This window comes from Acidovorax sp. KKS102 (assembly GCF_000302535.1).
In the GTDB taxonomy this organism is placed as follows: domain Bacteria; phylum Pseudomonadota; class Gammaproteobacteria; order Burkholderiales; family Burkholderiaceae_C; genus Acidovorax.
Genome location: NC_018708.1, coordinates 4,917,056 through 4,938,155 on the forward strand (window position 1 = coordinate 4,917,056; position 21,100 = coordinate 4,938,155).

A 21,100-nucleotide genomic window follows, 5' to 3' on the forward strand; every position below is an offset into this window, starting at 1 on the left:
GGTCGTTGGGGATGTAATCGAGTTTCAATTCTCACACGAAGCGGTTACATGCGAGTTACCCGTTCCACAGCAGGACGGCTGAGCGCGTCAGAGCAGCGGGGATGACAACCAATGCGCCAGCACATGCGCAATGATCGCGGCCTCCAGGCCGTAGCGCGCAAACAGCCAGCCCGCGACCAGGCCAAAAACCGTATTGCCCACCAGGACGAACGCCACCACCGGCACGGTCAACACGCCGGCCAGCGCCTGCGCGGCAGGCATATGCCCCACGGCAAACAACACGGCACTGAGCAGCACCGCCGCAGCCACCAATCCCTTGCCAGGCCGCCCCTGCCCGCGCTGCAACAGGCGCCAGCCCAGCCACAGCAGCAGGGTCATCACACCCCAGCGCACCATCAGCTCTTCGGTAATGCCGCCGTAGAGCAGCTTGACCACCAACGGCATGGCACTGGCAGGATCGGAGGGCTGGAGCGCCGTGGGCGCCAGCCGGGACAGCACCCACAGCCACGCAGCGCCTGCCACACCGCCCACGATGCCGGGCAGCAGTTGGGCCCGCAGCGCAGGCCCTGCGGGTCGGCCGGTCAACCAGGAAGACACGGCGGGCGCCTGCAGGCCCACGCGGGGCGCCAGCCACACCCCCAGCGCTACGGCCAGCGCCAGGAGCGCCGAAGTCTGCAACCCGCTGAGCAACAGCACAACCTCTGGCGGCAGCGGCAGCAGGGCTGCGTTGGCCTTCAGGGTGGGCAGCAGCGTCCAGACCACCGCCACCACGCCGGGCATGCCCAGCAGCCACAGCGCGCCGCCCAGCCGCCACTTGCCGGGCTGAGCCGGAGCATGCGCCGCATCGGCTCTGGCAGCGGTGTCCACGGCCATGGTTTTGCCCACGCTCAGGCGCGCATCAGCGCTTCGATCTCGTCGGCCTTCACCGGCACGCCGCGCGTGATCAGCTCACAACCCGTCTCGGTGACGATGGCATCGTCTTCGATGCGGATGCCGATGTTGTGGAACTGCTCGGGCACCCCTTCGGCGGGGCGCACATAGATGCCGGGCTCGATGGTCAGCACCATGCCGGGCCGCAGGATGCGGCTGGGGCGGTTGGTGATGGTTTCGCCCGACAGCGGGTCTTTGCGTTCGCTGGTCTGGCCCACCTCGCCGGGCTCCACATAGCTGCCGCAGTCGTGTACGTCCATGCCCAGCCAATGGCTGGTGCGGTGCATGTAGAACTGAAAGTAGGCGCGCTGATCGATCACGTCCTGTGCGGTGCCCACCTTGTTCTTGTCGAGCAAGCCCAGTTCCAGCATGCCCTGGGCCAGCACGGCCACCGTGGCGTCGTGCGGGTCGCTGAAGCGTGCGCCTGCCTTGGTGGCCGCCACAGCCGCATCCTGGCTGGCCAACACCAGGTCATACAGCGCGCGCTGCGGGCCGGTGAATTTGCCGTTGGCCGGGAAAGTGCGGGTGATGTCGCTGGCGTAGCTGTCCAGCTCGCAGCCTGCGTCGATCAGCACCAGCTCGCCATCGCGCACGGGAGCCGCGTCGGCGCGGTAGTGGAGCACGCAGGCGTTGGCCCCCGCGGCCACGATGGAGCTGTAGGCCGGGTACTGCGAGCCCGCGTCGCGGAACGCGTGCAGCAGCTCGGCATCCAGGTGGTATTCGCGCACATCCTCACCGGCGCGCAACATGCGGGCCGAGCGCTGCATGGCGCGGATGTGGGCCTGCGCGCTGATGGCGCTGGCGCGGCGCATGATGTCCTGCTCATGCGCGTCCTTGAACAGGCGCATCTCGTCGAGCAAGGTGCACAGGTCGTTCTGCTCGGCAGGGCAGATGGCGCCGTAGCGCACCCGTCCGCGTACCACGTTGAGCCAGCCCTCCACGCGTGCAGCCAGACCGCTGTGCGTAGCAAACGGGTACCAGACGCAGGCCGTGTTTTCGAGCAGGCGCGGCAGCTTGCTGTCCAGCTCCGCCATCGAATGTGCAGCCTCCACGCCCAAGGCTGCGGGTGCAGCGGCCGGGCCCAGGCGGTAGCCGTCCCAGATTTCGCGCTCCAGGTCCTTGGGCTGGCAGAACAGCGTGCTGCGACCATCGTGGGCCAGTACCAGGCAGGCGCCGGGCTCGGTGAAACCGGTCAGGTAATAGAAGTAGCTGTCGTGGCGGAACAGAAAGTCGCTGTCCCGGTTGCGCGGACGCTCCAGCGCCGTGGGGATGATGGCAATGCCCCCGGGTCCCAGTTGGGCAGCCAGGTGCGCACGGCGCTGGGCATAGACGGAGGCAGGCACGGTGGTATTCATGGCGCGTCGGAAGAAAGGGTGTTGAGTTCGGCCAGCCGCTCGGGCGTGCCCACATCGGTCCAGCGGCCGGTGTAGAGCTGCGCACTGACGCGACCATTGTCCATGGCCCGGCGAAGCAGCGGCGCCAGCGGGGCTTTGATGCCGCCGGGGTTGCCCGGCGGAATGTCGCACCAGGGCAGCGCCAACAGCTCGGCGCGCAGCAGCGCGATGGTGCTGTAGGTGTAGCGCGGTGCGGGGTCGTCGGCGGGCAGGTTCAGCGCCAGGCCGTCGGCCGACAGGCCGAAGTCGCCCCGCGGGTTGTGGGCGGGGTTGGGCACCAGCCACAGGTGGGCCAGATGGTCACTGGCCTCGAAGGCCGCTACCGCCGCGCGGTCGAACACAAAGTCGGGCGCAAACACATCGCCCGCCGCCAGCCAGAACACCGGGCCGAGCTGGGGCAACGCACGGGCAATGCCGCCCGCAGTTTCCAGGGCGCCACCAAAGTCCACTCCTTCGTGGGAGTATGAAATTGATAGCTGCTCAGGCATATTCTTCCTGCGCTTGGAGGCAAAAACGCTAAAAAAATACCCGCTGATCTGTTCGCCCAGCCATGCGGTGTTGATCACCGCCCTCTCGACACCCGCGTCCAGCAAGGCCTGCAAGTGCCACTGCAGCAGCGGCTGGCCCTGCACCTGCAGCAGGGGTTTGGGCGTGGTGTCGGTCAGCGGGCGCATGCGTTCGCCCCGGCCGGCGGCCAGCAGCAGGGCGGGCACCTGGTGGTGAACAGGACTCATGCCGCCACCCCGCTCACCGCACCCCGCTGCAGCGCGTGGCGATCCACGGCCGTGGGCCGGAACAAGGCCAGCAGCGTGTCCATCAGCGCGTGCGCTTTGGCCGAATGGTCGGCGCCGAAGTTGCACACATACACATCCAGCGTCACCGCGCGCTGCTCGGGCCAGGTGTGCACACACAGGTGCGACTCCGCTAGCAAAACAGTAGCTGTCACCCCACCAGGGCCATGCGCTGTGGCCGGAAATTCATGAAACAACTGCCCCACGGCCTGCAGCCCGGCGGCGCGCACCGCATCGGTACAGGCCCGGCCCAGGGCGGTGGCGTCCAGCAGCCAGGCACTGGCGCAGCGGCAGCCCTGGAGATCGGCAGTGAGGTGCAGTCCTTGCATGGCCCGCACTGTAGTGCATTGACGCCCTGCGCCCTGCGCGCTGCTGGCCGATTCAGGCGGGTGAAAGCCGCGCCGGTAAAATGCCGGGTTTCCCCTGAACCTCCCACCCTGAACCACTCCCCCATGGCCAACACCCAGCAATCCCAACAGATGGCAAATGCGATCCGCGCATTGGCCATGGACGCCGTTCAACAAGCCAACTCCGGCCACCCCGGCGCCCCCATGGGCATGGCCGACATGGCCGTGGGCCTGTGGGCTCGCCACCTCAAGCACAACCCCACCAACCCCCAGTGGTTTGACCGCGACCGTTTTGTGCTGAGCAACGGCCACGGTTCGATGCTGATCTATTCGCTGCTGCACCTCACGGGCTACGACCTGCCCATGAGCGAGCTGAAGAACTTCCGCCAGCTGCACAGCAAGACCGCCGGCCACCCCGAAGTGGGCATCACCCCCGGCGTGGAAACCACCACAGGCCCGCTGGGCCAGGGCATCACCAACGCCGTGGGCTTTGCGCTGGCCGAGAAGCTGCTGGCCGCCGAGTTCAACCGCGAAGGCCATGCCGTGGTGGACCACAACACCTACGTGTTCCTGGGCGACGGCTGCCTGATGGAAGGCATCAGCCAGGAAGCGATTTCGCTGGCCGGCGCCTGGAAGCTGAACAAGCTGATCGCCCTGTACGACGACAACGGCATCTCCATCGACGGCCAGGTGACGCCCTGGTTTGCCGACAACACCGCCCTGCGTTTTGTGTCCGCCGGCTGGAACGTGATCGGCCCCATCGACGGCCACGATGCCGACAAGGTGGCGGACGCGATTGCCGAAGCCAAGAAGCAGACCGAGCGCCCCACGCTGGTCATCTGCAAGACGCACATCGGCAAGGGCAGCCCCAACCGCGCCAACACCTCCAAGGCCCACGGCGAGCCCCTGGGCGCTGAAGAAATCAAGCTCACCCGCGAAGCCCTGGGCTGGACGGCAGAGCCCTTCGCCATCCCCGAAGACGTTTACGCCGGCTGGGACGCCAAGGCCAGCGGCCAACAAGCCGAAGCAGCCTGGAATGACCGCTTTGCCGCCTACAGCAAGGCCTTCCCCGAGCTGGCAGCCGAATTCACCCGCCGCATGAAGGGCGACCTGCCCGCCAACTTTGCCCAGGTGGCCGTGGACACCGTGGTGGCCGCCCACACCAAGGGCGAAACCGTGGCCAGCCGCAAGGCCAGCCAGCTGGCGCTGGAAGCCTTCACCGCAGCCCTGCCCGAACTGCTGGGCGGCAGCGCCGACCTGACCGGCTCCAACCTCACCAACACCAAGAGCACGCCCAACCTGCGCTTCGACATGCAGGGCAACGTGGTCAAGACCGAAGTGGCCGAAGGCCAGAAGATCGGTGGCCGCCACATCAACTACGGCGTGCGCGAGTTCGGCATGGCCGCCATCATGAACGGCGTGGCACTGCACGGCGGCTTCATCCCCTACGGCGGCACCTTCCTCACGTTCAGCGACTACAGCCGCAATGCCATCCGCATGGCCGCGCTGATGAAGCAGCGCGTGATCCACGTGTTCACGCACGACTCCATCGGCCTGGGCGAAGACGGCCCCACGCACCAGTCCATCGAGCATGTGGCCAGCCTGCGCCTGATCCCCAACCTCGATGTGTGGCGCCCTGCCGACACGGCCGAAACCGCCGTGGCCTGGAGCGTGGCCCTGTCCAACCGCAACAAGCCCACCGTGCTGGCCCTGTCGCGCCAGAACCTTCCGTACGCGCCCAAGCGCGACCTGGGCGACATCTCGCGCGGTGCCTACGTGCTGAGCGAGCCTGCCGATGTGGGCCTCAAGAAGAAGCCCGCGGCCGTGATCATCGCCACCGGCTCCGAAGTGCAGCTCGCCCTGAAGGCCCAGCGCCTGCTGGCCGACAAGAAGGTGCCGGTGCGCGTGGTCTCCATGCCCAGCACCACCACCTTCGACCGTGAAGACGCCAAGTACAAGAGCAGCGTGCTGCCTGCCGGCGTACCGCGCGTGGCCGTGGAAATGGGCGTGACCGACGGCTGGTGGAAATACGGCTGCGCCGCCGTGGTGGGCATCGACACCTACGGCGAATCGGCCCCCGCGCCCGTGCTGTTCAAGCACTTCGGCTTCACCGAAGAGAACGTGGCCGATGCCGTGCTGGTGGCCACCGGTGCTGCGCGCCTGAAGCCCGCCAAGAAGGTCCGCTAAAACTTCTTCTGCCCGCTGTGCCCCGCTGCCAGCGGGCGCGCAGCGGCAGATTCCCGATTTCGACTTTGCAACTTTGAAGAGGCTCCCTATGACGATCAAGATTGGTATCAACGGCTTCGGCCGCATCGGCCGCAACGTGCTGCGCTCGGCCATCCAGAACTTCAGCGACATCGAAGTCGTGGGCATCAACGACCTGCTGGAGCCCGACTACCTGGCCTACATGCTGCAGTACGACTCGGTGCACGGCCGCTTCGACGGCACCGTGGCCGTGGAAGGCAACACCCTGATCGTCAACGGCAAGAAGATCCGCCTGACGCAAGAGCGCGACCCTGCCAACCTGAAGTGGAACGAAGTCGGCGCCGACATCGTGATCGAATCCACCGGCCTCTTCCTGGACAAGGTCACGGCACAGAAGCACATCGACGCAGGCGCCAAGAAGGTCGTGCTGTCGGCCCCCTCCAAGGACGACACCCCCATGTTCGTGTTCGGCGTGAACCACGACACCTACGCGGGCCAGGCCATCATCTCCAATGCATCGTGCACCACCAACTGCCTGGCCCCCGTGGCCAAGGTGCTGAACGACAAGTGGGGCATCAAGCGCGGTCTGATGACCACCGTGCACGCCGCCACCGCCACGCAAAAGACCGTGGACGGCCCTTCGAACAAGGACTGGCGCGGTGGCCGTGGCATTCTGGAAAACATCATTCCTTCGAGCACTGGCGCTGCCAAGGCCGTGGGCGTGGTGATCCCAGCCCTCAACAAGAAGCTGACCGGCATGTCCTTCCGCGTGCCCACCTCCGACGTGTCGGTGGTGGACCTGACAGTGGAGCTGGAAAAGGCCGCCACCTACGAAGAAATCAAGGCCGAGATGAAGGCCCAGTCCGAAGGCGCGCTGAAGGGCGTGCTGGGCTACACCGAAGACAAGGTGGTGGCCACCGACTTCCGTGGCGACACCCGCACTTCGATCTTTGACGCGGACGCCGGCATCGCGCTGGACGGCACCTTCGTCAAGGTCGTGAGCTGGTACGACAACGAATGGGGCTACTCGAACAAGTGCCTGGAAATGGTGCGCGTGGTCGCCAAGTAAGCGTTCTTTGAGAAGTTGAAAAAGCGCTAGAGGTAACTACCCTGTTCAAGCCGGCCGCCTGCAAAGGCTGCCGGCTTTTTTTTCGCCTGCGCGGCGCTGGTCCGCAGAATCAGGTCGCGGCCACTGCGGATGCCTGCGGCGGCGTGCTGGCAATGTGCACCGTGCGGGTGGGGAACGCAAACTCCACCCCCATGGCCTTGAACTCGCGCAGCAGCCCCAGGTTGATGGACTGCTGCAGGTCCATGTAGAGGTTGTAGGCCGGGTCTTCGACGATATAGACCACCTCGTAGTCCAGCGAGTTGGTGCCCAGCGCCTTGAAATGCGCACGGTCAAAGCGCAGCTCCGGGTGCGACTCGATGAGCTTGCGCACCACGCCTGGAATCGCCTCCGCCTGCTCGGGGGTGGTGTCATAGGCCACGCCAAAGGTGAACACGATGCGCCGCCGCTCCAGCATGCGGAAGTTGCTGATGGTCTGCTTGAGCAGGTCGGTGTTGGACATCACGATCTGCTCGCCCTGCAAGCTGCGGATGCGCGTGGTCTTGAGACCGATCACTTGCACCGTGCCCGACACGTTACCCACCACGATGAAGTCGCCCACCTCAAAGGGTTTGTCCACCGCAATCGCCAGCGAGGCAAACAAGTCGCCCAGGATGTTCTGCACCGCCAGCGCCACGGCAATACCGCCCACCCCCAGGCTGGCGATGAAGGCCGTGATGTTCACCCCCACGTTGGACAAGATGGCCAGCAGCACCACGCTCCACAGCAGCGTGCGCAGCCCCCACGACATGAGCGTGGCCGAAGCGCTGACCTGCGTCATGCCGCTGGACGAGTGCCGCTCCACATAGCGGCGCACGCCGATGCCGATCGCGCGCATGCCCCACAGCCCCATCTGCAGCGCCACGGCCACAAACCACAGCTGGCTCAGACGGCTCTCCCAGCGGCCCGGCAGGTCCAGCAGGCTGGCGCCCACGAGCAGTGCCACCACCAGCATCAGCGTGCGGCTCGTGCCTTCCAGCACGTCCACCAGGGTCAGTGCCATACCGCTGTGTGACTGCGTGGCCCACCCTTTGGCGCGGCGGGTCAGCAAGTGCAACACCACAAGGATGGCGGCGTAGGTAGCGACAGCCGCCGCCAGGGCCACACACAGGCTCCATAGCGGCACACCCGCAAAAGTGGTCTCCTGGACCCAGGTGAAAAACGTGGATGGCGGCATGCAGTAACTCTCCTCTTCGTTGTGCAATGGGGATAGGTGAACGCGGGCGTACGGCGTGCGCGCGCAGTCCGCGCAAAAGCATCGGCAGCAGATGGCGCGGCCTGGGGACAACGCGGTGTGCGTGCGTATTGCCCTTGATCGAGACCCCTGCAAAGCGAGAGTTCCCCAACGGGCCTTCACATCCGTCGCACTCACAGTGTCAGCGCCCGGCGTGCAAATGTTCGTAAGACATGCCCGACAGCGATACAGAGGCGGGACCTACGCCCGCTCGCCGAGCGGGGCCCAACAATGCATCAACAGCAGAACCCACTGGTTGCCCACCCCACACGGGTGCGGCGTCTCCAACAACCTCCAGAGGAGTCCCACACACCATGCATTCAACTGCACTGATCCGCACTGCCACAGCGGCACTCGCACTGGGCGCACTGGCCGCCTGCTCGTCCACCCCCGCCCCTACTGAACAGATGGCGGTCACCCGCACCACCGTGAACCGCGTGGCGGCGGCACCGGCAGTGGCCACCAGCGCCCCCGTGCAGCTGCAGCAGGCCCGCGAGAAGCTCATCCAGGCCGAGAAGGCCATGGCAGAAAAGGACTATGTGGCCGCGCGCCGCCTGGCCGCAGAGGCCGAGGTCGATGCCCGCGTGGCCGAGACCCGCGCCGACGCCGCGGGCAATGCCGCCACCCTGGCCCAGGTGCAGGACAGCATCCGCGCACTGCAGGAAGAAATCAACCGCCGATCCCCCCGCTAGCCCATCGCCCTGCGCGGTGCCCAGTGCGCCCCACCTGGCGGCTGCGCCTCTCGCGCACCGGCGCCAAGGCCCGCGATGGCCCCGCGATTGAATTCACCCAACACCCAAGGAACACCCGACCATGCCACGCTTTTTTCACCGCACCACCGCCCTGTGCACCAGCCTGATTGCTGTGGGCCTGCTGGCCGCCTGCGCCAGTACCACCCCGTCGCCCGCCCTCGAAGAGGCCCGCACTGCCGTGAGCACTGCGGCAGGCGACCCGGCCGTCAACCAGTACGCCCAGCTCGAACTCAAGCAGGCTACCGATGCACTGGCCCAGGCCGACCGCGTGTGGGCCGATGACAAGGACACGTCTGAGACCAACCACCTAGCGTACATCGCCCGCCAGCGTGCCGAGATCGCCACCAACACGGCCCGCGCGCGCCAGCTCGATGCCAACATCAAACAGGCCGGAAGCGAAGCGGATCGCATCCGCCTGCAGGCCCGCACCCAAGAGGCCGATGCCGCCCGCCTGCGCGCACAACAGGCCCAGCAACAGGCGATGAGCGCCGAGCAGCGCGCCGCACAACAGCAGGCACAAGCCACCGCCGCCATGGCCCAGGCCAACGCCGCGCAGGACCGTGTGCGCGCACTCGAAGCCCAGCTGCGCGACATGGAAGCCCAGCAAACCGAACGCGGCCTGCTGGTGACCTTGGGCGATGTGCTGTTTGCCTTCAACAAGGCCGAACTGTCGGCACAGGCAGCCCCACGTCTGGACAAGCTGGCCAACTTCCTCAAGCAGTTCCCCGACCGCAAGCTGCTGATCGAGGGCTACACCGACAGCGTGGGTGGCGACAGCTACAACCAGGACCTGTCAGACCGCCGCGCGCAGGCCGTGCGCGATGCGCTGGTGCAGCGCGGGGTGGACAGCAGCCGCATCACCGCACGCGGCTATGGCAAGGCCCACCCAGTGGCTGATAACGCATCACCCGAAGGCCGCGCCATGAACCGCCGCGTGGAGATCGTGATTGCAGATGACAAGGGGATCCTGCGCGGGAGATAAAGCACACCCCCTGAGGCGCTGCGCGCCTTCCCCCGCTCTCGCACCGCTGCGCGTTGCGGGCAGGAAGACGCCGCCATCGCACGCTAACGAAGCGCCGCCCATGCGGTTTGGCGGCCCTTGCGCGGCGGCCGCTGGCTTGAGCCACGCCGGTTTCTGCGGCCTATATCAATAAACGCAACAAAGACCGCGCCGCTCACGCTGCGCGGTCTTCAAACGTCTCGGTATCGACTTCACTCGCGCTCTGCGCGTTGTAGCGGCTGCCCACCACCGTGCGCTCGTTGATCAGTGCGTCCAGCTGCGCCATGGTGGCGGCATCCAGCCGCACATCGACGGCGCCCAAGTTGTCCTGCAAATGCGCCACGCTGGAGGTGCCGGGGATGGGGATGATGTGCTCGGCCTTGTGCAGTAGCCATGCCAGCGCCAGCTGGGCGGGCGTGCAGCCCACATCGCGCGCAATGGCCTGGTATCTGTCGAGCAGCGCCAGGTTGGCCGCATAGGCGTCGGGCGCAAAACGGGGCATGGCGCGGCGGATGTCCTTGGCGTCGAGCGTGCTCACATCGCGCAGCTCGCCACAGAGAAAGCCCCGCGCCACGGGGCTGAACGCCACAAAGGCGGCACCCAGCTCGCGGCAGGCGTCCAGCACGGCGATCTCGGGGTTGCGCGTCCACAGCGAATACTCGGTCTGCACCGCCGCAATGGGGTGCACCGCGTGGGCCTTGCGCAGGGTGGTGGCCGATACCTCCGACAGGCCGATGCTGCGGATCTTGCCCGCGCGCACCAGATCGGCCAGTGCGCCCACGCTGTCTTCGATGGGCACCTTCTTGTCCCAGCGGTGCAGGTAATACAGGTCGATCACATCGGTCTGCAGGCGACGCAGGCTGTCTTCGCAGGTCTGGCGCAGGGTGGCGGGACGGCCATCGATCACGCGCACCAGCTTGCCGTCGCCGTTCACATCCACGCCCTGCATGCCGCATTTGCTGGCCAGGGTGAAACGGCTGCGGTGCTGCTTCAGCACACGGCCCACCAGGGTTTCGTTGGCGCCAAAGCCATAGAGCGTGGCAGTGTCGAACAGGGTCACGCCCGCATCCAGCGCGGCCAGCAGCACGCGCTCGCCCTGCTCGGCAGACACCGGCGCGCCATAGGCGTGTGAGAGGTTCATGCAGCCCAGGCCGATGGCCGAGACGGAGAAAGGTCCAAGGTTTCTTTGTTGCATGCCGCGAGCTTACGGCAAGCGCGGCAAGCTGGGTCACGGTACAGCAACTCTCCTCCTTCGTCTCTCCGACTTTACGAATAGGTCGCGCGGGCTAGAAGCAGCCTCAAATGCCGGGCGAGCCAACAAATGACGCTTTGAGATCGCCCAACTATGGGCTATCTTGTACATGCCATGAACAAGGCATTCAAAGGTACCGTCTAACGGAAACGCCCTGCCACCCCACCCTCTACGGAGTCGCCATGAAGCGCAATTGGACAAAACTCGTTCTTCCGATGGTCTTGCTGGCCATCCCGGGACTTGCCGTTTCTCAAAGTACCGTTGCCGAGCTAACGGAAAAGGGCGGGGTCGCCCTCACCAAAGCTGACTGGCAGGAACTAATCCCCCTGCGGATCGAGACTCAATGGCCCAATCGACAAGGGGAGGAGGAACTGTTTTTCTCCGCCGACGGAAAAATATCCGGTAAGGGGTATCACTACAGCAGCCGAACCGAATCGCCTGCGATGGGTTCGTGGCGCGTGGAGGACGATGGAAAAGTCTGTACTCCCAAGACTTTCACGACCTGGAACAGCAGCACCAATCTGTGTTGGTACTTTCTCAAGCAAGGTGATAACTATTTCGCGGCACCCAAACTGGACCCCGATTCCAAGGTGGGAAAATTGAAGGCTATGGGCAAGGTGCCAGGAGGCTAAAGCTACACACATCCAGCCGGTCCGTTGTCTTTTGAGCCGGAGAACCGCAAATGCCGAGCGGGTAAATTTCAGGCAGGTGCTGAACATACACCCAAAGGGGATCCAAGAGCTACCGAGACATGTCCAGGCCGCTATTGCATGGACAATCTCGGCATGTCTGGCGCACCTACTACTTCACACCCTTCTTCCACCCACCCCGTGCTGATCGCTGGGGGTGGCATTGGTGGCATGGCCACCGCCCTCACCCTGCACCAGATCGGCGTGCCCTGCATCGTCTTTGAAACGGTGCCGGAACTGCAGCCGCTGGGCGTGGGCATCAACCTGCAGCCCAACGCCGTGCGCGAACTGCACGACCTGGGGTTTGGCAACGACGTGCTGGACACCATTGGCCTGCAGGCACGCGAATGGGCGCTGGTGGGCCGCAACGGGAACGAGGTGTATGCCGAGCCGCGCGGCCTGGGGGCGGGCTACCACTGGCCGCAGTATTCGGTGCACCGGGGGCAGCTGCAGATGATGCTGTACCACGCTGTCAAAGCCCGCCTGGGCGACAACGCCGTGCAGCTGGGGCAACGTGTGGTGGGCTACCGGCAGGATGCGAATGGCGTCACCGCCATCGTCGAAACACGCGACGGCACGCAACGCGAAGTAGCGGGCTCGCTGCTGATTGCGGCCGACGGCCTGCACTCGGCCGTGCGGGCGCAAATGCACCCCACGCAGCCGCCCATCCAGTGGGGCGGAGCCATCATGTGGCGCGGCACCACGCCGGGGGTGCCGGTGCGCACAGGCGCGTCGTTTGTGGGCGTGGGCTCGCTGCGGCACCGGGTGGTGTTCTACCCCATCACGCCGCCCGACCCGGCCACAGGCCTGGCCACCATCAACTGGATCGCCGAGATCACGGTGGACAACCAGGGCGGCTGGCAGCACGGCGACTGGAACCGGCGCGTGGCGCTGGAGGAGTTCATCCACCACTTCGACGGCTGGAACTACAGCTGGCTGGACGTGCCCGCCATGCTGCGCGGTGCCAAGGACATTTTTGAGTACCCCATGATCGACCGCGACCCCGTGCCCACCTGGGTAGACGGCCGCGTGGCGCTGCTGGGCGATGCGGCGCATGTGATGTACCCCGTGGGCTCCAACGGTGCCAGCCAGGCGATTGTGGATGCACGCGTGCTGGGCGCGCAGCTGGTGGCGCATGGCGTGGGTCCGCAGGCGCTGCGCGCCTACGACGACAAGCTGTGCAAGGACATCTCCGCGCTGGTGCTGCGCAACCGGGGTTCTGGCCCCTTTGGCCTGCTGGGGCTGGTGGACGAGCGCTGCGGTGGGGTGTTCGACCACATCGACGACGTGCTGCCGCGCGAGGAGCGCGAGGGCTTCATGGCCCGCTACAAGGCGGCGGCGGGGTTTGCCATCGAGACGCTGAACGCGGCGCCGCCCACCATTGCGCCGGGGCAGCGCGTGGCGGTGAGCTGAGCAGTCCCAGGGGCACAGAGCGGGCCATTCGGTCCGCTCTGCAGCGCTCCCCTGAATGCGCCAGCGCACGGAAATGTCACGCCCGGCGTGTCTCGTTCGTCAAGGCAGTCCTGTCACTCTTTTCAAGGACTTGGCCCCATGGACACGCCAGACACCCACACCCCATCCTCCGCCCCAGGCGCCGAGCCGCGCACGTCGTACCTGGAAGAAAAGGCCTTCAAGGCGCGCACCCTGCTGGTCTTCGGCACCATCACCGACACCGTGGCCGCCGATGTGGCGCGGCGGCTGATTGCGCTGGACGCAGAGAGCGCCGAGCCCATCGACATGCTGGTGAGCTCGCCCGGTGGGCACCTGGAGTCGGGCGACACGATCCACGACCTGGTGCGCTTCATTTCTGCGCCGGTGAACATGATCGGCACCGGCTGGGTGGGCAGTGCAGCCACACACCTGTACCTGGCGGCACCGCGCGAGCGGCGGTTCTGCCTGCCCAACACACGCTTTCTGATCCACCAGCCCAGCGGCGGCGCAGGTGGCCCGGCCAGCGACATCGCCATCCAGGCACGCGAGATGGTGAAAGCGCGTGAGCGAATTGCGGACACCATTGCCCGGCAGACGGGCAAGCCACTGGAGGTGGTGCTGGCAGACATCGAGCGGGACCGCTGGATGTCGGCCGAGGAGGCGGTGGACTACGGCCTGGTCTCGCGCGTCATCGAGCACAAGACGGCATTGAAAGGGTGAGGCCGCACACCCCAATCACTATCAAATTAATAGCTGCTAGCGCTTGATGGATAAGCGCCAGCAGCCTATTTGGCTTGCAATCAGCCTGCGTTGAGCTGCTGCTCCAGGTTGTGCAGCACCTGGTAGCACGGCAGCACCTGCGCCACGCTGGCGTTGGGCTCACGGCCTTCCTTGATCGCGGCGAAGAACTCGCGGTCTTGCAGCTCGATGCCGTTCATCGACACATCAACCTTGCTCACATCGATCTTCTCTTCCTTGCCGTTCACCAGATCGTCGTAGCGGGCGATGTAGGTGGCGGTGTCGCCGATGTAGCGGAAGAAGGTGCCCAGCGGGCCGTCGTTGTTGAAGCTGAGCGACAGCGTGCAGATGGCGCCGTTGGCGGCCTGGAGCTGAATGCTCATGTCCATGGCAATGCCCAGGTCCTTGTGGATGGGGCCCTGAATGGCGTTGGCTTTGACGATGGGGCTGCCAGCCTGGTAGGCGAACAGGTCCACCGTGTGGGCAGCGTGGTGCCACAGCAGGTGGTCCGTCCAGCTGCGGGGCTGGCCCAGCGCGTTCATGTTGGTGCGGCGGAAGAAGTAGGTCTGCACATCCATCTGCTGGATGTTGAACTCGCCGGCCGTGATTTTCTTGTGCACGTACTGGTGGCTGGGGTTGAAGCGGCGGGTGTGGCCGCACATGGCCACCAGGCCGGTCTGCTTTTGCAGGGCGACAACCTTCTCGCCATCGGCCAGCACGTCGCACAGCGGGATCTCGACCTGCACGTGCTTGCCCGCTTCCAGACAGGCAATGGTCTGGCTGGCGTGCATCTGCGTGGGCGTGCACAGGATCACGGCGTCCACTTCCTTGATGGCCAGGCTGTCGGCCAGGTCGGTGGTGACGTGCTTGATGCCGTACTTGTCGGCCACTTCCTGGGTCTTGGCCAGGTCGCGGCTGATGAGGGAGACGACTTCCACATCGGGAATGTTCTTGATGCCGTCCAGGTGCTTGATGCCGAAGGCGCCAGCGCCTGCGAGTGCGACTTTGATGGTCATGGTGTGTGTCCTTTGGCGTGTTTTTACGTGTTCTCAAGAATCAGGTGGCCCACGGCGGTATTGGACGCGGGCACATGGTAGAAGCGGTGCGCCACCTTTGGCGGCTTGCCACCGGCCACATCGGCCATGGCGCCGCGTGCGATGAGCCACATCACCAGCTCGATGCCTTCGCTGCCCGCCTCGCGCACGTAGTCGATGTGCGGGATGCTGGCAGCGGCTTCGGGGTCACTGATGAGCTTGTCGAGGAAGGCGTTGTCGAACTCCTTGTTGATGAGGCCGGCACGCGGGCCCTGCAGCTGGTGGCTCATGCCGCCCGTGCCCCAGATGTGCACGTTCAGGTCTTCGTCGTAGCTCTCCACCGCCTTGCGGATGGCCTGGCCCAGGTTGTAGCAACGGCGGCCGCTGGGCACGGGGTACTGCACCACGTTGACGGCGAACGGGATCACCGGGCAGGGCCAGGCACCCGTCTTGGGGTCTTGCTCGCCGCACATCAGCGACAGCGGCACGGTGAGGCCGTGGTCCACATCCATCTTGTTGACGATGGTGAGGTCAAAGTCCTGCTGGATGACCGACTGCGCAATGTGCGCCGCCAGGTCTGGGTGGCCCTGCACCACGGGCACGGGGCGGGGGCCCCAGCCCTCGTCGGCGGGCTGGAACTGCGCGGCCGTGCCGATGGCGAACGTGGGAATCATCTCCAGGCTGAAAGCCGTGGCGTGGTCGTTGTAGACCAGGAAGATCACGTCGGGCTTGTTGTCCTTCATCCACTGCTTGGAGAAGTCGTAGCCCGCGAACAGCGGCTTCCAGTAATCTTCTTGTGTCTTGCCCAGGTCCAGCGCAGCGCCGATGGCAGGCACGTGCGACGTGAACACGGAGGCGGTGATCTTGGCCATGGTCAGTTTCCTTTCTTGCCCACTGCGGCTTGCTGCAGCACGTGGCCCTTGCCTTGCGGCTGCCGGTGCGCCTGTGCGTCGCCGTCTTCGCCGATCACGCGGTTGCCATTGGCCGAGCGGCCGCCGCTGATCATCATGTTGCGGTATTCCTCTTCCGTCATGCCGGTCATGCTGCCCGCCATCTGCTGGAAGCTCTTGCCGTCGGTGGCACCAATCTTGGCCAAAAAGTAGATGTTGCCGCCCAGGCGGATGCACCAGTTCAGGTCGCGTGCCAGCACGGCCTGCTTCTGCTCTTCGGTCATCGCCCACTCGTCCAGGTAGGCGCGTTCGTTGGCCTTGAAGCGTGCGCGGTTCTCGGCCTTCATCAGGCTCATGCAGAACTGGTTCAGCCAGTAGCCTTTGCGGCTTTGCTCCGCATCAAAAATGGTCGTGCCGGGCACGTCCAGGTAGGGTTTGTCGAGTGGCATGGCGTCAGCCTTTCTGGGTCACTTCTTCGGGCCAGTACAGGCGCATGGGGTTGTCCACCAGCAGCTTGCGCTGCAGCTCGGCCGTGGGCGCGATGTGCGGGATGAAGTCCACCAGCAGGCCGTCGTCGGGCATGTGGTCCTTGAGGTTGGGGTGCGGCCAGTCGGTGCCCCACAGCACGCGGTCGGGGAACTCTGCGACCACCTTGCGGGCAAAGGGCACCACGTCCTGGTATGCGTTCTGCTCACCATTCAGCGCCTTGGGGCCGGTGACGCTCAGGCGCTCAGGGCAGCTCACCTTGCTCCACACATTGGGGTGCTGGCGCATGAACTTCAGGAACAGCTCAAACTCCGGGCCGTCCACCGGCTTGCTCACATCGGGGCGGCCCATGTGGTCCACCACCACGGTGGTGGGCAGCGCGGTGAAGAAGTCCCACAGCTCGGGCAGGTCCACCGCCTCAAAGTAGATCACCACGTGCCAGCCGAGCTTGGCGATGCGCGCGGCAATCTCCATCAGCTCGTCCTTGGGCGTGAAGTCCACCAGGCGCTTGACGAAGTTGAAGCGCACGCCGCGCACACCGGCGTCGTGCATGGCCTGCAGTTCCTGGTCAGTGACCGAGCGCTTGACGGTGGCCACGCCACGCGCCTTGCCGCCGGAGTGCACCAGCGCATCCACCATGGCGCGGTTGTCCGCACCGTGGCAGGTGGCCTGCACGACCACATTGCGTGCAAAGCCCAGGTGGTCGCGCAGCGCGTACAGCTGGTGCTTGCTGGCGTCGCAGGGGGTGTATTTGCGCTCGGGGGCGTAGGGGAACTCTGCCCCGGGGCCGAACACGTGGCAGTGCGCGTCCACCGCGCCTGCAGGCACCTGGAAGCGGGGTTTGCTGGGGCCGGCGTACCAGTCCAGCCAGCCGGGGGTCTTGGTGAATTCGCTCATGGGCGTGGGTCCTTGGTTGCTGGGTGGGGGCGGGTCAGTCGAGGGACACGTTGGCCTTCTTAATCACCTCGCCAAAGCGCTGGCTCTCGTCCTTGACGAACTGGGTGAATTGCGCGCGAGTGGTGGGGAAGGGCTCGTAGCCAAAGCTCTTGAACTTCTCCTGCACATCGGCGCCCGACAGGGCTTGCTCGATGTCCTTGCGGATCTTGTCGGTCACGGCAGCGGGCAGGCCGGGCGGCACGGCAATGGCGTTCCAGCCCGTCACCTCAAAGCCCTTGGGGCCGCCCGATTCGCCCACAGTGGGCACGTCCGGAAAGCTGGCCAGGCGCTGCGGCGCAGTGACGGCCAGAAAGCGCAGCTTGCCCGCGCGCTGCAGCGGCCCGGCGGTGGCAGCACTGCCCAGCGCAAACGACAGTTCGCCGGTGGAGACCGAGGTGTAGAGCTGCGTGGTCTCTTTGTAGAGCACGTGTTCCATCTGCGTGCCGGTGGCGCTTTCAAACAGCTCGGAGCCCAGGTGCACCGGGTTGCCGATGGACCAGGAGCCGTAGTTGAGCTTGCCAGGGTTGGCCTTGGCGTCGGCCACGATGTCGCTCACGGCCTTGTATTTGCTGTTGGCGGCCACGGTGAAGAAGAAGTAGGTCTTGAACAGCGGCAGCAGTGTGTCGAAGTCCTTGGCCGTGTCGTAGGGCAGCTTCTTGAACAGGCTGGGGTAGGCGGCCAGGTGCACGTTGTCGAGCACGATCAGGTCATGCCCGTCCTTGGCGCCGCGCTTAAAGGCATCGATCGCAATGAAGCCGTTGCCGCCGGGGCGGTTTTCCACCACCACCGACTGGCCCCAGGTTTTGGAGAGCTTGTCGGCCACCAGGCGCGCCACGCCATCGGGGCCGCCCCCCACCGGGAAGGGGGTGATGATGCGCACGGGCTTGGACGGAAACGCCTGCGCCGCGGCGAGCTGGGGCACACAGCCCAGCGCAGCCGCCAGGCCCAAGGCCAGGCCTGCACGGCGGGAAAGGGAAACGGGAGACACGGAACAACGCATGGAAAGAAGAAGCTTCTGAAGAAACTGTTTGCTATAAATTGCATAGCTGCAAGCGCATGATTCACTAGCGCTTGCAACCCAAAAGGCTGAAAAACCGCTCAGTCGATGTACTTGAGGCCCGCCTTCTCCAGACCAGGGCGCATGTTGTACATGTCGAGGCCCAGCACGCCGCTGGCGAGCTTGGCGCGCTTCTCGCCTTCAAAGCTCTCGCGCTTCTGTGCGGCGGCCAGCGTCTCGGCTGCACGGGCGGCGGGCACACACACCACGCCGTCGTCGTCGGCCACGATCACGTCGCCCGGCGTGACCAGCGCACCGGCGCACACCACAGGGATGTTGACCGAGCCCAGCGTGGCCTTGATGGTGCCCTTGCTGCTGATGGCCTTGCTCCACACGGGGAAGTTCATCTCCTGCAGCGTCTTCACGTCGCGCACACCCGCGTCGATGATGAGGGCGCGCGCGCCACGGGCCTGGAAGCTGGTGGCCAGCAGGTCGCCAAAGTAGCCGTCGGTGCATTCCGAGGTGACGGCCGCCACCACGATGTCGCCGGGCTGGATCTGCTCGGCCGCCACATGCATCATCCAGTTGTCGCCGGGCTGCAGCAGCACGGTGACGGCCGTGCCGCTGACCTGCTGGCCGCTGTAGATGGGGCGCATGTAGGGCTTGAGCAGGCCCACGCGGCCCATGGCCTCGTGCACGGTGGCCGAGCCGAGGGCGGCCAGGCCGTCGGCCGCTGCGCGGTCGGCGCGGGTGATGTTGCGGTAGACAACGCCAAGTTCAAACATGTCAGAGCCCCTTTGCCTTCAGGCGTGAATCGAGTCGGGAGAACACGCGGCGCGTGTTGGCTTCGTAGATCTGGTGCTTGTCGTCGGCGCTCAGGATGGTGGAGGCCTCGATGTAGCGCTTGGTATCGTCGTAGTAGTTGCCCGTGGTGGGGTCGATGCCGCGCACCGCGCCGATCATTTCGCTGGCAAACAGCACGTTCTTCACCGGGATCACGGTGTTCAGCAGGTCGATGCCGGGCTGGTGGTACACGCAGGTGTCAAAGAACACGTTGTTCAGCAGGTGCTCTTGCAGCAGGGGCTTCTTCATCTCCTGCGCCAGGCCCCGGAAGCGGCCCCAGTGGTAAGGCACCGCGCCGCCGCCATGCGGGATCAGGAACTTGAGCGTGGGGAAGTCCTTGAACAGATCGCCCTGGATGAGCTGCATGAAGGCCGTGGTGTCGGCATTCAGGTAGTGCGCACCGGTGGTGTGGAAGCACGCGTTGCAGCTGGTGCTCACGTGGATCATGGCGGGCAGGTCGTACTCCACCATCTTTTCGTAGATGGGGTACCAGTGCTTGTCGGTCAGCGGGGGGCTGGTCCAGTGGCCGCCCGACGGATCGGGGTTCAAGTTGATGCCCACCGCGCCGTATTCCTTCACGCACTTTTCCAGCTCGGGGATGCAGGTGGCAGGATCGACGCCAGGCGACTGCGGCAGCATGGCCACGGGCACAAAGTGGTCGGGGAACAGCGTGGAGACGCGGTAGCACAGCTCGTTGCAGATGGCCGCCCAGGTGCTGGACACGTTGAAGTCGCCAATGTGGTGGGCCATGAAGCTGGCGCGGGGGCTGAACAGCGTGATGTCGCTGCCGCGCTCTTTCATCAGCTTGAGCTGGTTGGTCTCGATGGACTCGCGCAGCTCGTCGTCGCTGATCTTCAGGTCGGCCACCTTGGGCATGGCCGCCGGGTCTTTGATGCCGGCGATCTGCGCATTGCGCCAGTTCTCCAGCGCCTTGGGGGCTGTGGTGTAGTGGCCGTGACAGTCGATGATGAGGCTCATATTGGGTTGCTCCTTGGATCGTTCGTTGGTTGTGTTCGTGGGCTGCTTACTGAGCGTGGACCATGCTCAAGCACGGCACAAGCCAGGACCGCCGCGCAAGGGCCGCCAAGCCGTTAAGCGGCGCTTCGCTTGCCAGGCGCTGGCGGTGTCCACCTTCCCGCATTGCGCCGCAATGCGAGAGAAGGGGGAAGGCGCGAAGCGACTCAGGGGGTTGTTCATATCGCTTCAGGCGGGCTCCATGCCCTGCTTGCGTTTGGCGTCTGCGGCAGCGGGCGAGGTCAGGTAGGCCAGCAGCGAACGCGCGGCATCCACCTGCTGCGAATGCACGCCGATGCCTGCGGAAAACGTGGTGGTGATCTGGATGGCCGGTGGCAGCGGGCCCACGATCTGGATGCCCTGCACATGCAGCAGTTCGCTCAGTTGCTGAAAGCCCAGCGCCACTTCGCCCTTGGCCACCAGCGAGCCCACAGGCACGCCGGGGGGCGCCTGCACCATGCGCGGGGCGATCTGCTCGGCAATGCCCCAGCGCTCAAACAGTTTGCTCAGCGCCACGCCGCTGGGGCCGGTGGACAGGCTGATGCTGGGCGCGGCCAACACGGCAGCACGCACGGCGTCTTCGCTCGACAGGTCGGGCAGCGGCGCTCCCGCAGGCACCGCCACGGCCACGCCAGAGTGCACCCAGTCCACCTTGCTGCCGGGCACCAGGTGGCCTGCGGCCAAAAGCTTGTCGATGGCGTCGGACGCGAGGATCACCACGTCGAATGCCTCACCGGCGGCCACGCGCTTAGCGGCGTCCACCCCGCCCACCGATTCGATGGCGGCCTGCGTGCCCGACTGCTGTGCAAAACCGGCCACCAGGTCGGCCAGCACCTGGCGCGTGGCCATGGAAGAAATGCCTCGGATCACGGTCTGCGTCATGCGTTGTCTCCTGCCGGGCTGCGGGTGGCCCAGGCGGTGCGTGCAGTTGTATACATGCCGCCGATTGTGGGCAGCGGCGGCCCAAACATGAAGGCGGCACCGGCACTACCAGATATATCATTCCGTGATCGTTGACCCACAGCTATATCA

General features: G+C 65.5%; 21 protein-coding genes. 7 read left to right on the forward strand and 14 right to left on the reverse strand.

Going from position 1 to position 21,100, the window contains the following annotated elements; all coding sequences use genetic code 11:
• Positions 1 to 87: 87 nt before the first annotated feature.
• The 4 genes from C380_RS22605 to speD are packed head-to-tail and all read right to left on the reverse strand — an operon-like array spanning position 88 to position 3,444.
• Positions 88 to 873 carry a type II CAAX prenyl endopeptidase Rce1 family protein gene (locus C380_RS22605; protein WP_043567016.1) on the reverse strand — a complete coding sequence of 262 codons (786 nt, stop codon included), beginning with the start codon at positions 871 to 873 and terminating at the stop codon, positions 88 to 90.
• A 14-nt stretch (positions 874 to 887) separates the two neighbouring features.
• On the reverse strand, positions 888 to 2,285 hold the full coding sequence (locus tag C380_RS22610; RefSeq protein ID WP_015016161.1) for an aminopeptidase P N-terminal domain-containing protein: 1,398 nt from the start codon (positions 2,283 to 2,285) through the stop codon (positions 888 to 890).
• Positions 2,282 to 3,058, reverse strand: coding sequence for a nucleotidyltransferase family protein (locus C380_RS22615; protein ID WP_043565780.1), 777 nt, complete (start codon positions 3,056 to 3,058; stop codon positions 2,282 to 2,284). The genes C380_RS22610 and C380_RS22615 overlap by 4 nt, the downstream gene beginning before the upstream one ends.
• Positions 3,055 to 3,444: an adenosylmethionine decarboxylase gene (speD, locus tag C380_RS22620; protein ID WP_015016163.1), complete on the reverse strand. Its 390-nt coding sequence runs from the start codon at positions 3,442 to 3,444 to the stop codon at positions 3,055 to 3,057. Before speD ends, C380_RS22615 begins: the two co-directional genes overlap by 4 nt.
• A 123-nt stretch (positions 3,445 to 3,567) precedes the next feature.
• On the opposite strand from speD, the gene tkt reads away from it, so the two are divergent.
• A complete protein-coding gene (gene tkt / locus C380_RS22625) occupies positions 3,568 to 5,649 on the forward strand; it encodes a transketolase (RefSeq protein ID WP_015016164.1) in 2,082 nt (693 codons plus the stop codon).
• An 88-nt stretch (positions 5,650 to 5,737) separates the two neighbouring features.
• Entirely contained in the window at positions 5,738 to 6,736 is a 999-nt protein-coding gene (gene gap / locus C380_RS22630) for a type I glyceraldehyde-3-phosphate dehydrogenase (protein WP_015016165.1), read from the forward strand.
• 109 nt (positions 6,737 to 6,845) lie between these two features.
• On the opposite strand, the gene C380_RS22635 is transcribed toward gap, so the two are convergent.
• Entirely contained in the window at positions 6,846 to 7,949 is a 1,104-nt protein-coding gene (locus tag C380_RS22635; RefSeq protein WP_015016166.1) for a mechanosensitive ion channel family protein, read from the reverse strand.
• Positions 7,950 to 8,320: 371 nt separating this feature from the next.
• Between C380_RS22635 and C380_RS22640 the strand changes: the two genes are divergently transcribed.
• Together C380_RS22640 and C380_RS22645 are read left to right on the forward strand one after the other, a co-directional pair.
• Positions 8,321 to 8,698, forward strand: a complete 378-nt coding sequence (locus C380_RS22640) for a DUF4398 domain-containing protein (protein WP_015016167.1) — start codon at positions 8,321 to 8,323, stop codon at positions 8,696 to 8,698.
• A 121-nt stretch (positions 8,699 to 8,819) separates the two neighbouring features.
• Positions 8,820 to 9,740, forward strand: a complete 921-nt coding sequence (locus C380_RS22645; RefSeq protein WP_015016168.1) for an OmpA family protein — start codon at positions 8,820 to 8,822, stop codon at positions 9,738 to 9,740.
• A gap of 193 nt (positions 9,741 to 9,933) precedes the next feature.
• Here the strand turns inward: C380_RS22645 and C380_RS22650 are convergent, their stop codons facing one another.
• Complete coding sequence (locus C380_RS22650) at positions 9,934 to 10,953, reverse strand: aldo/keto reductase (protein ID WP_015016169.1); 1,020 nt, start codon at positions 10,951 to 10,953, stop codon at positions 9,934 to 9,936.
• Positions 10,954 to 11,192: 239 nt separating this feature from the next.
• On the opposite strand from C380_RS22650, the gene C380_RS22655 reads away from it, so the two are divergent.
• From C380_RS22655 to C380_RS22665, 3 genes are all read left to right on the forward strand, one after another.
• Positions 11,193 to 11,642, forward strand: a complete 450-nt coding sequence (locus tag C380_RS22655) for a hypothetical protein (RefSeq protein WP_015016170.1) — start codon at positions 11,193 to 11,195, stop codon at positions 11,640 to 11,642.
• A 153-nt stretch (positions 11,643 to 11,795) separates the two neighbouring features.
• Entirely contained in the window at positions 11,796 to 13,112 is a 1,317-nt protein-coding gene (locus C380_RS22660) for a flavin-dependent oxidoreductase (protein WP_015016171.1), read from the forward strand.
• Positions 13,113 to 13,250: 138 nt separating this feature from the next.
• Positions 13,251 to 13,850, forward strand: coding sequence for an ATP-dependent Clp protease proteolytic subunit (locus tag C380_RS22665; RefSeq protein WP_015016172.1), 600 nt, complete (start codon positions 13,251 to 13,253; stop codon positions 13,848 to 13,850).
• A gap of 80 nt (positions 13,851 to 13,930) precedes the next feature.
• Here C380_RS22665 and C380_RS22670 read toward each other — a convergent pair whose 3' ends face one another.
• From C380_RS22670 to C380_RS22705, 8 genes are all read right to left on the reverse strand, one after another.
• The gene (locus C380_RS22670; RefSeq protein ID WP_015016173.1) at positions 13,931 to 14,884 is read right to left on the reverse strand and encodes a Gfo/Idh/MocA family oxidoreductase; all 954 of its coding nucleotides are present in this window, start codon (positions 14,882 to 14,884) and stop codon (positions 13,931 to 13,933) included.
• 23 nt (positions 14,885 to 14,907) lie between these two features.
• Positions 14,908 to 15,774, reverse strand: a complete 867-nt coding sequence (locus C380_RS22675; protein WP_015016174.1) for a class III extradiol dioxygenase subunit beta — start codon at positions 15,772 to 15,774, stop codon at positions 14,908 to 14,910.
• A 2-nt stretch (positions 15,775 to 15,776) separates the two neighbouring features.
• Complete coding sequence (gene ligA, locus C380_RS22680; RefSeq protein ID WP_015016175.1) at positions 15,777 to 16,241, reverse strand: protocatechuate 4,5-dioxygenase subunit alpha; 465 nt, start codon at positions 16,239 to 16,241, stop codon at positions 15,777 to 15,779.
• A gap of 4 nt (positions 16,242 to 16,245) precedes the next feature.
• Entirely contained in the window at positions 16,246 to 17,175 is a 930-nt protein-coding gene (locus C380_RS22685; RefSeq protein WP_015016176.1) for an amidohydrolase family protein, read from the reverse strand.
• Between the two features lie 34 nt (positions 17,176 to 17,209).
• Positions 17,210 to 18,214, reverse strand: coding sequence for a tripartite tricarboxylate transporter substrate binding protein (locus tag C380_RS22690; protein ID WP_015016177.1), 1,005 nt, complete (start codon positions 18,212 to 18,214; stop codon positions 17,210 to 17,212).
• Between the two features lie 98 nt (positions 18,215 to 18,312).
• Complete coding sequence (ligK, locus tag C380_RS22695; protein WP_015016178.1) at positions 18,313 to 18,996, reverse strand: 4-carboxy-4-hydroxy-2-oxoadipate aldolase/oxaloacetate decarboxylase; 684 nt, start codon at positions 18,994 to 18,996, stop codon at positions 18,313 to 18,315.
• A gap of 1 nt (position 18,997) precedes the next feature.
• The gene (locus tag C380_RS22700; RefSeq protein WP_015016179.1) at positions 18,998 to 20,032 is read right to left on the reverse strand and encodes an amidohydrolase family protein; all 1,035 of its coding nucleotides are present in this window, start codon (positions 20,030 to 20,032) and stop codon (positions 18,998 to 19,000) included.
• Between the two features lie 225 nt (positions 20,033 to 20,257).
• The gene (locus C380_RS22705) at positions 20,258 to 20,950 is read right to left on the reverse strand and encodes a substrate-binding domain-containing protein (protein ID WP_015016180.1); all 693 of its coding nucleotides are present in this window, start codon (positions 20,948 to 20,950) and stop codon (positions 20,258 to 20,260) included.
• Positions 20,951 to 21,100 lie beyond the last annotated feature (150 nt).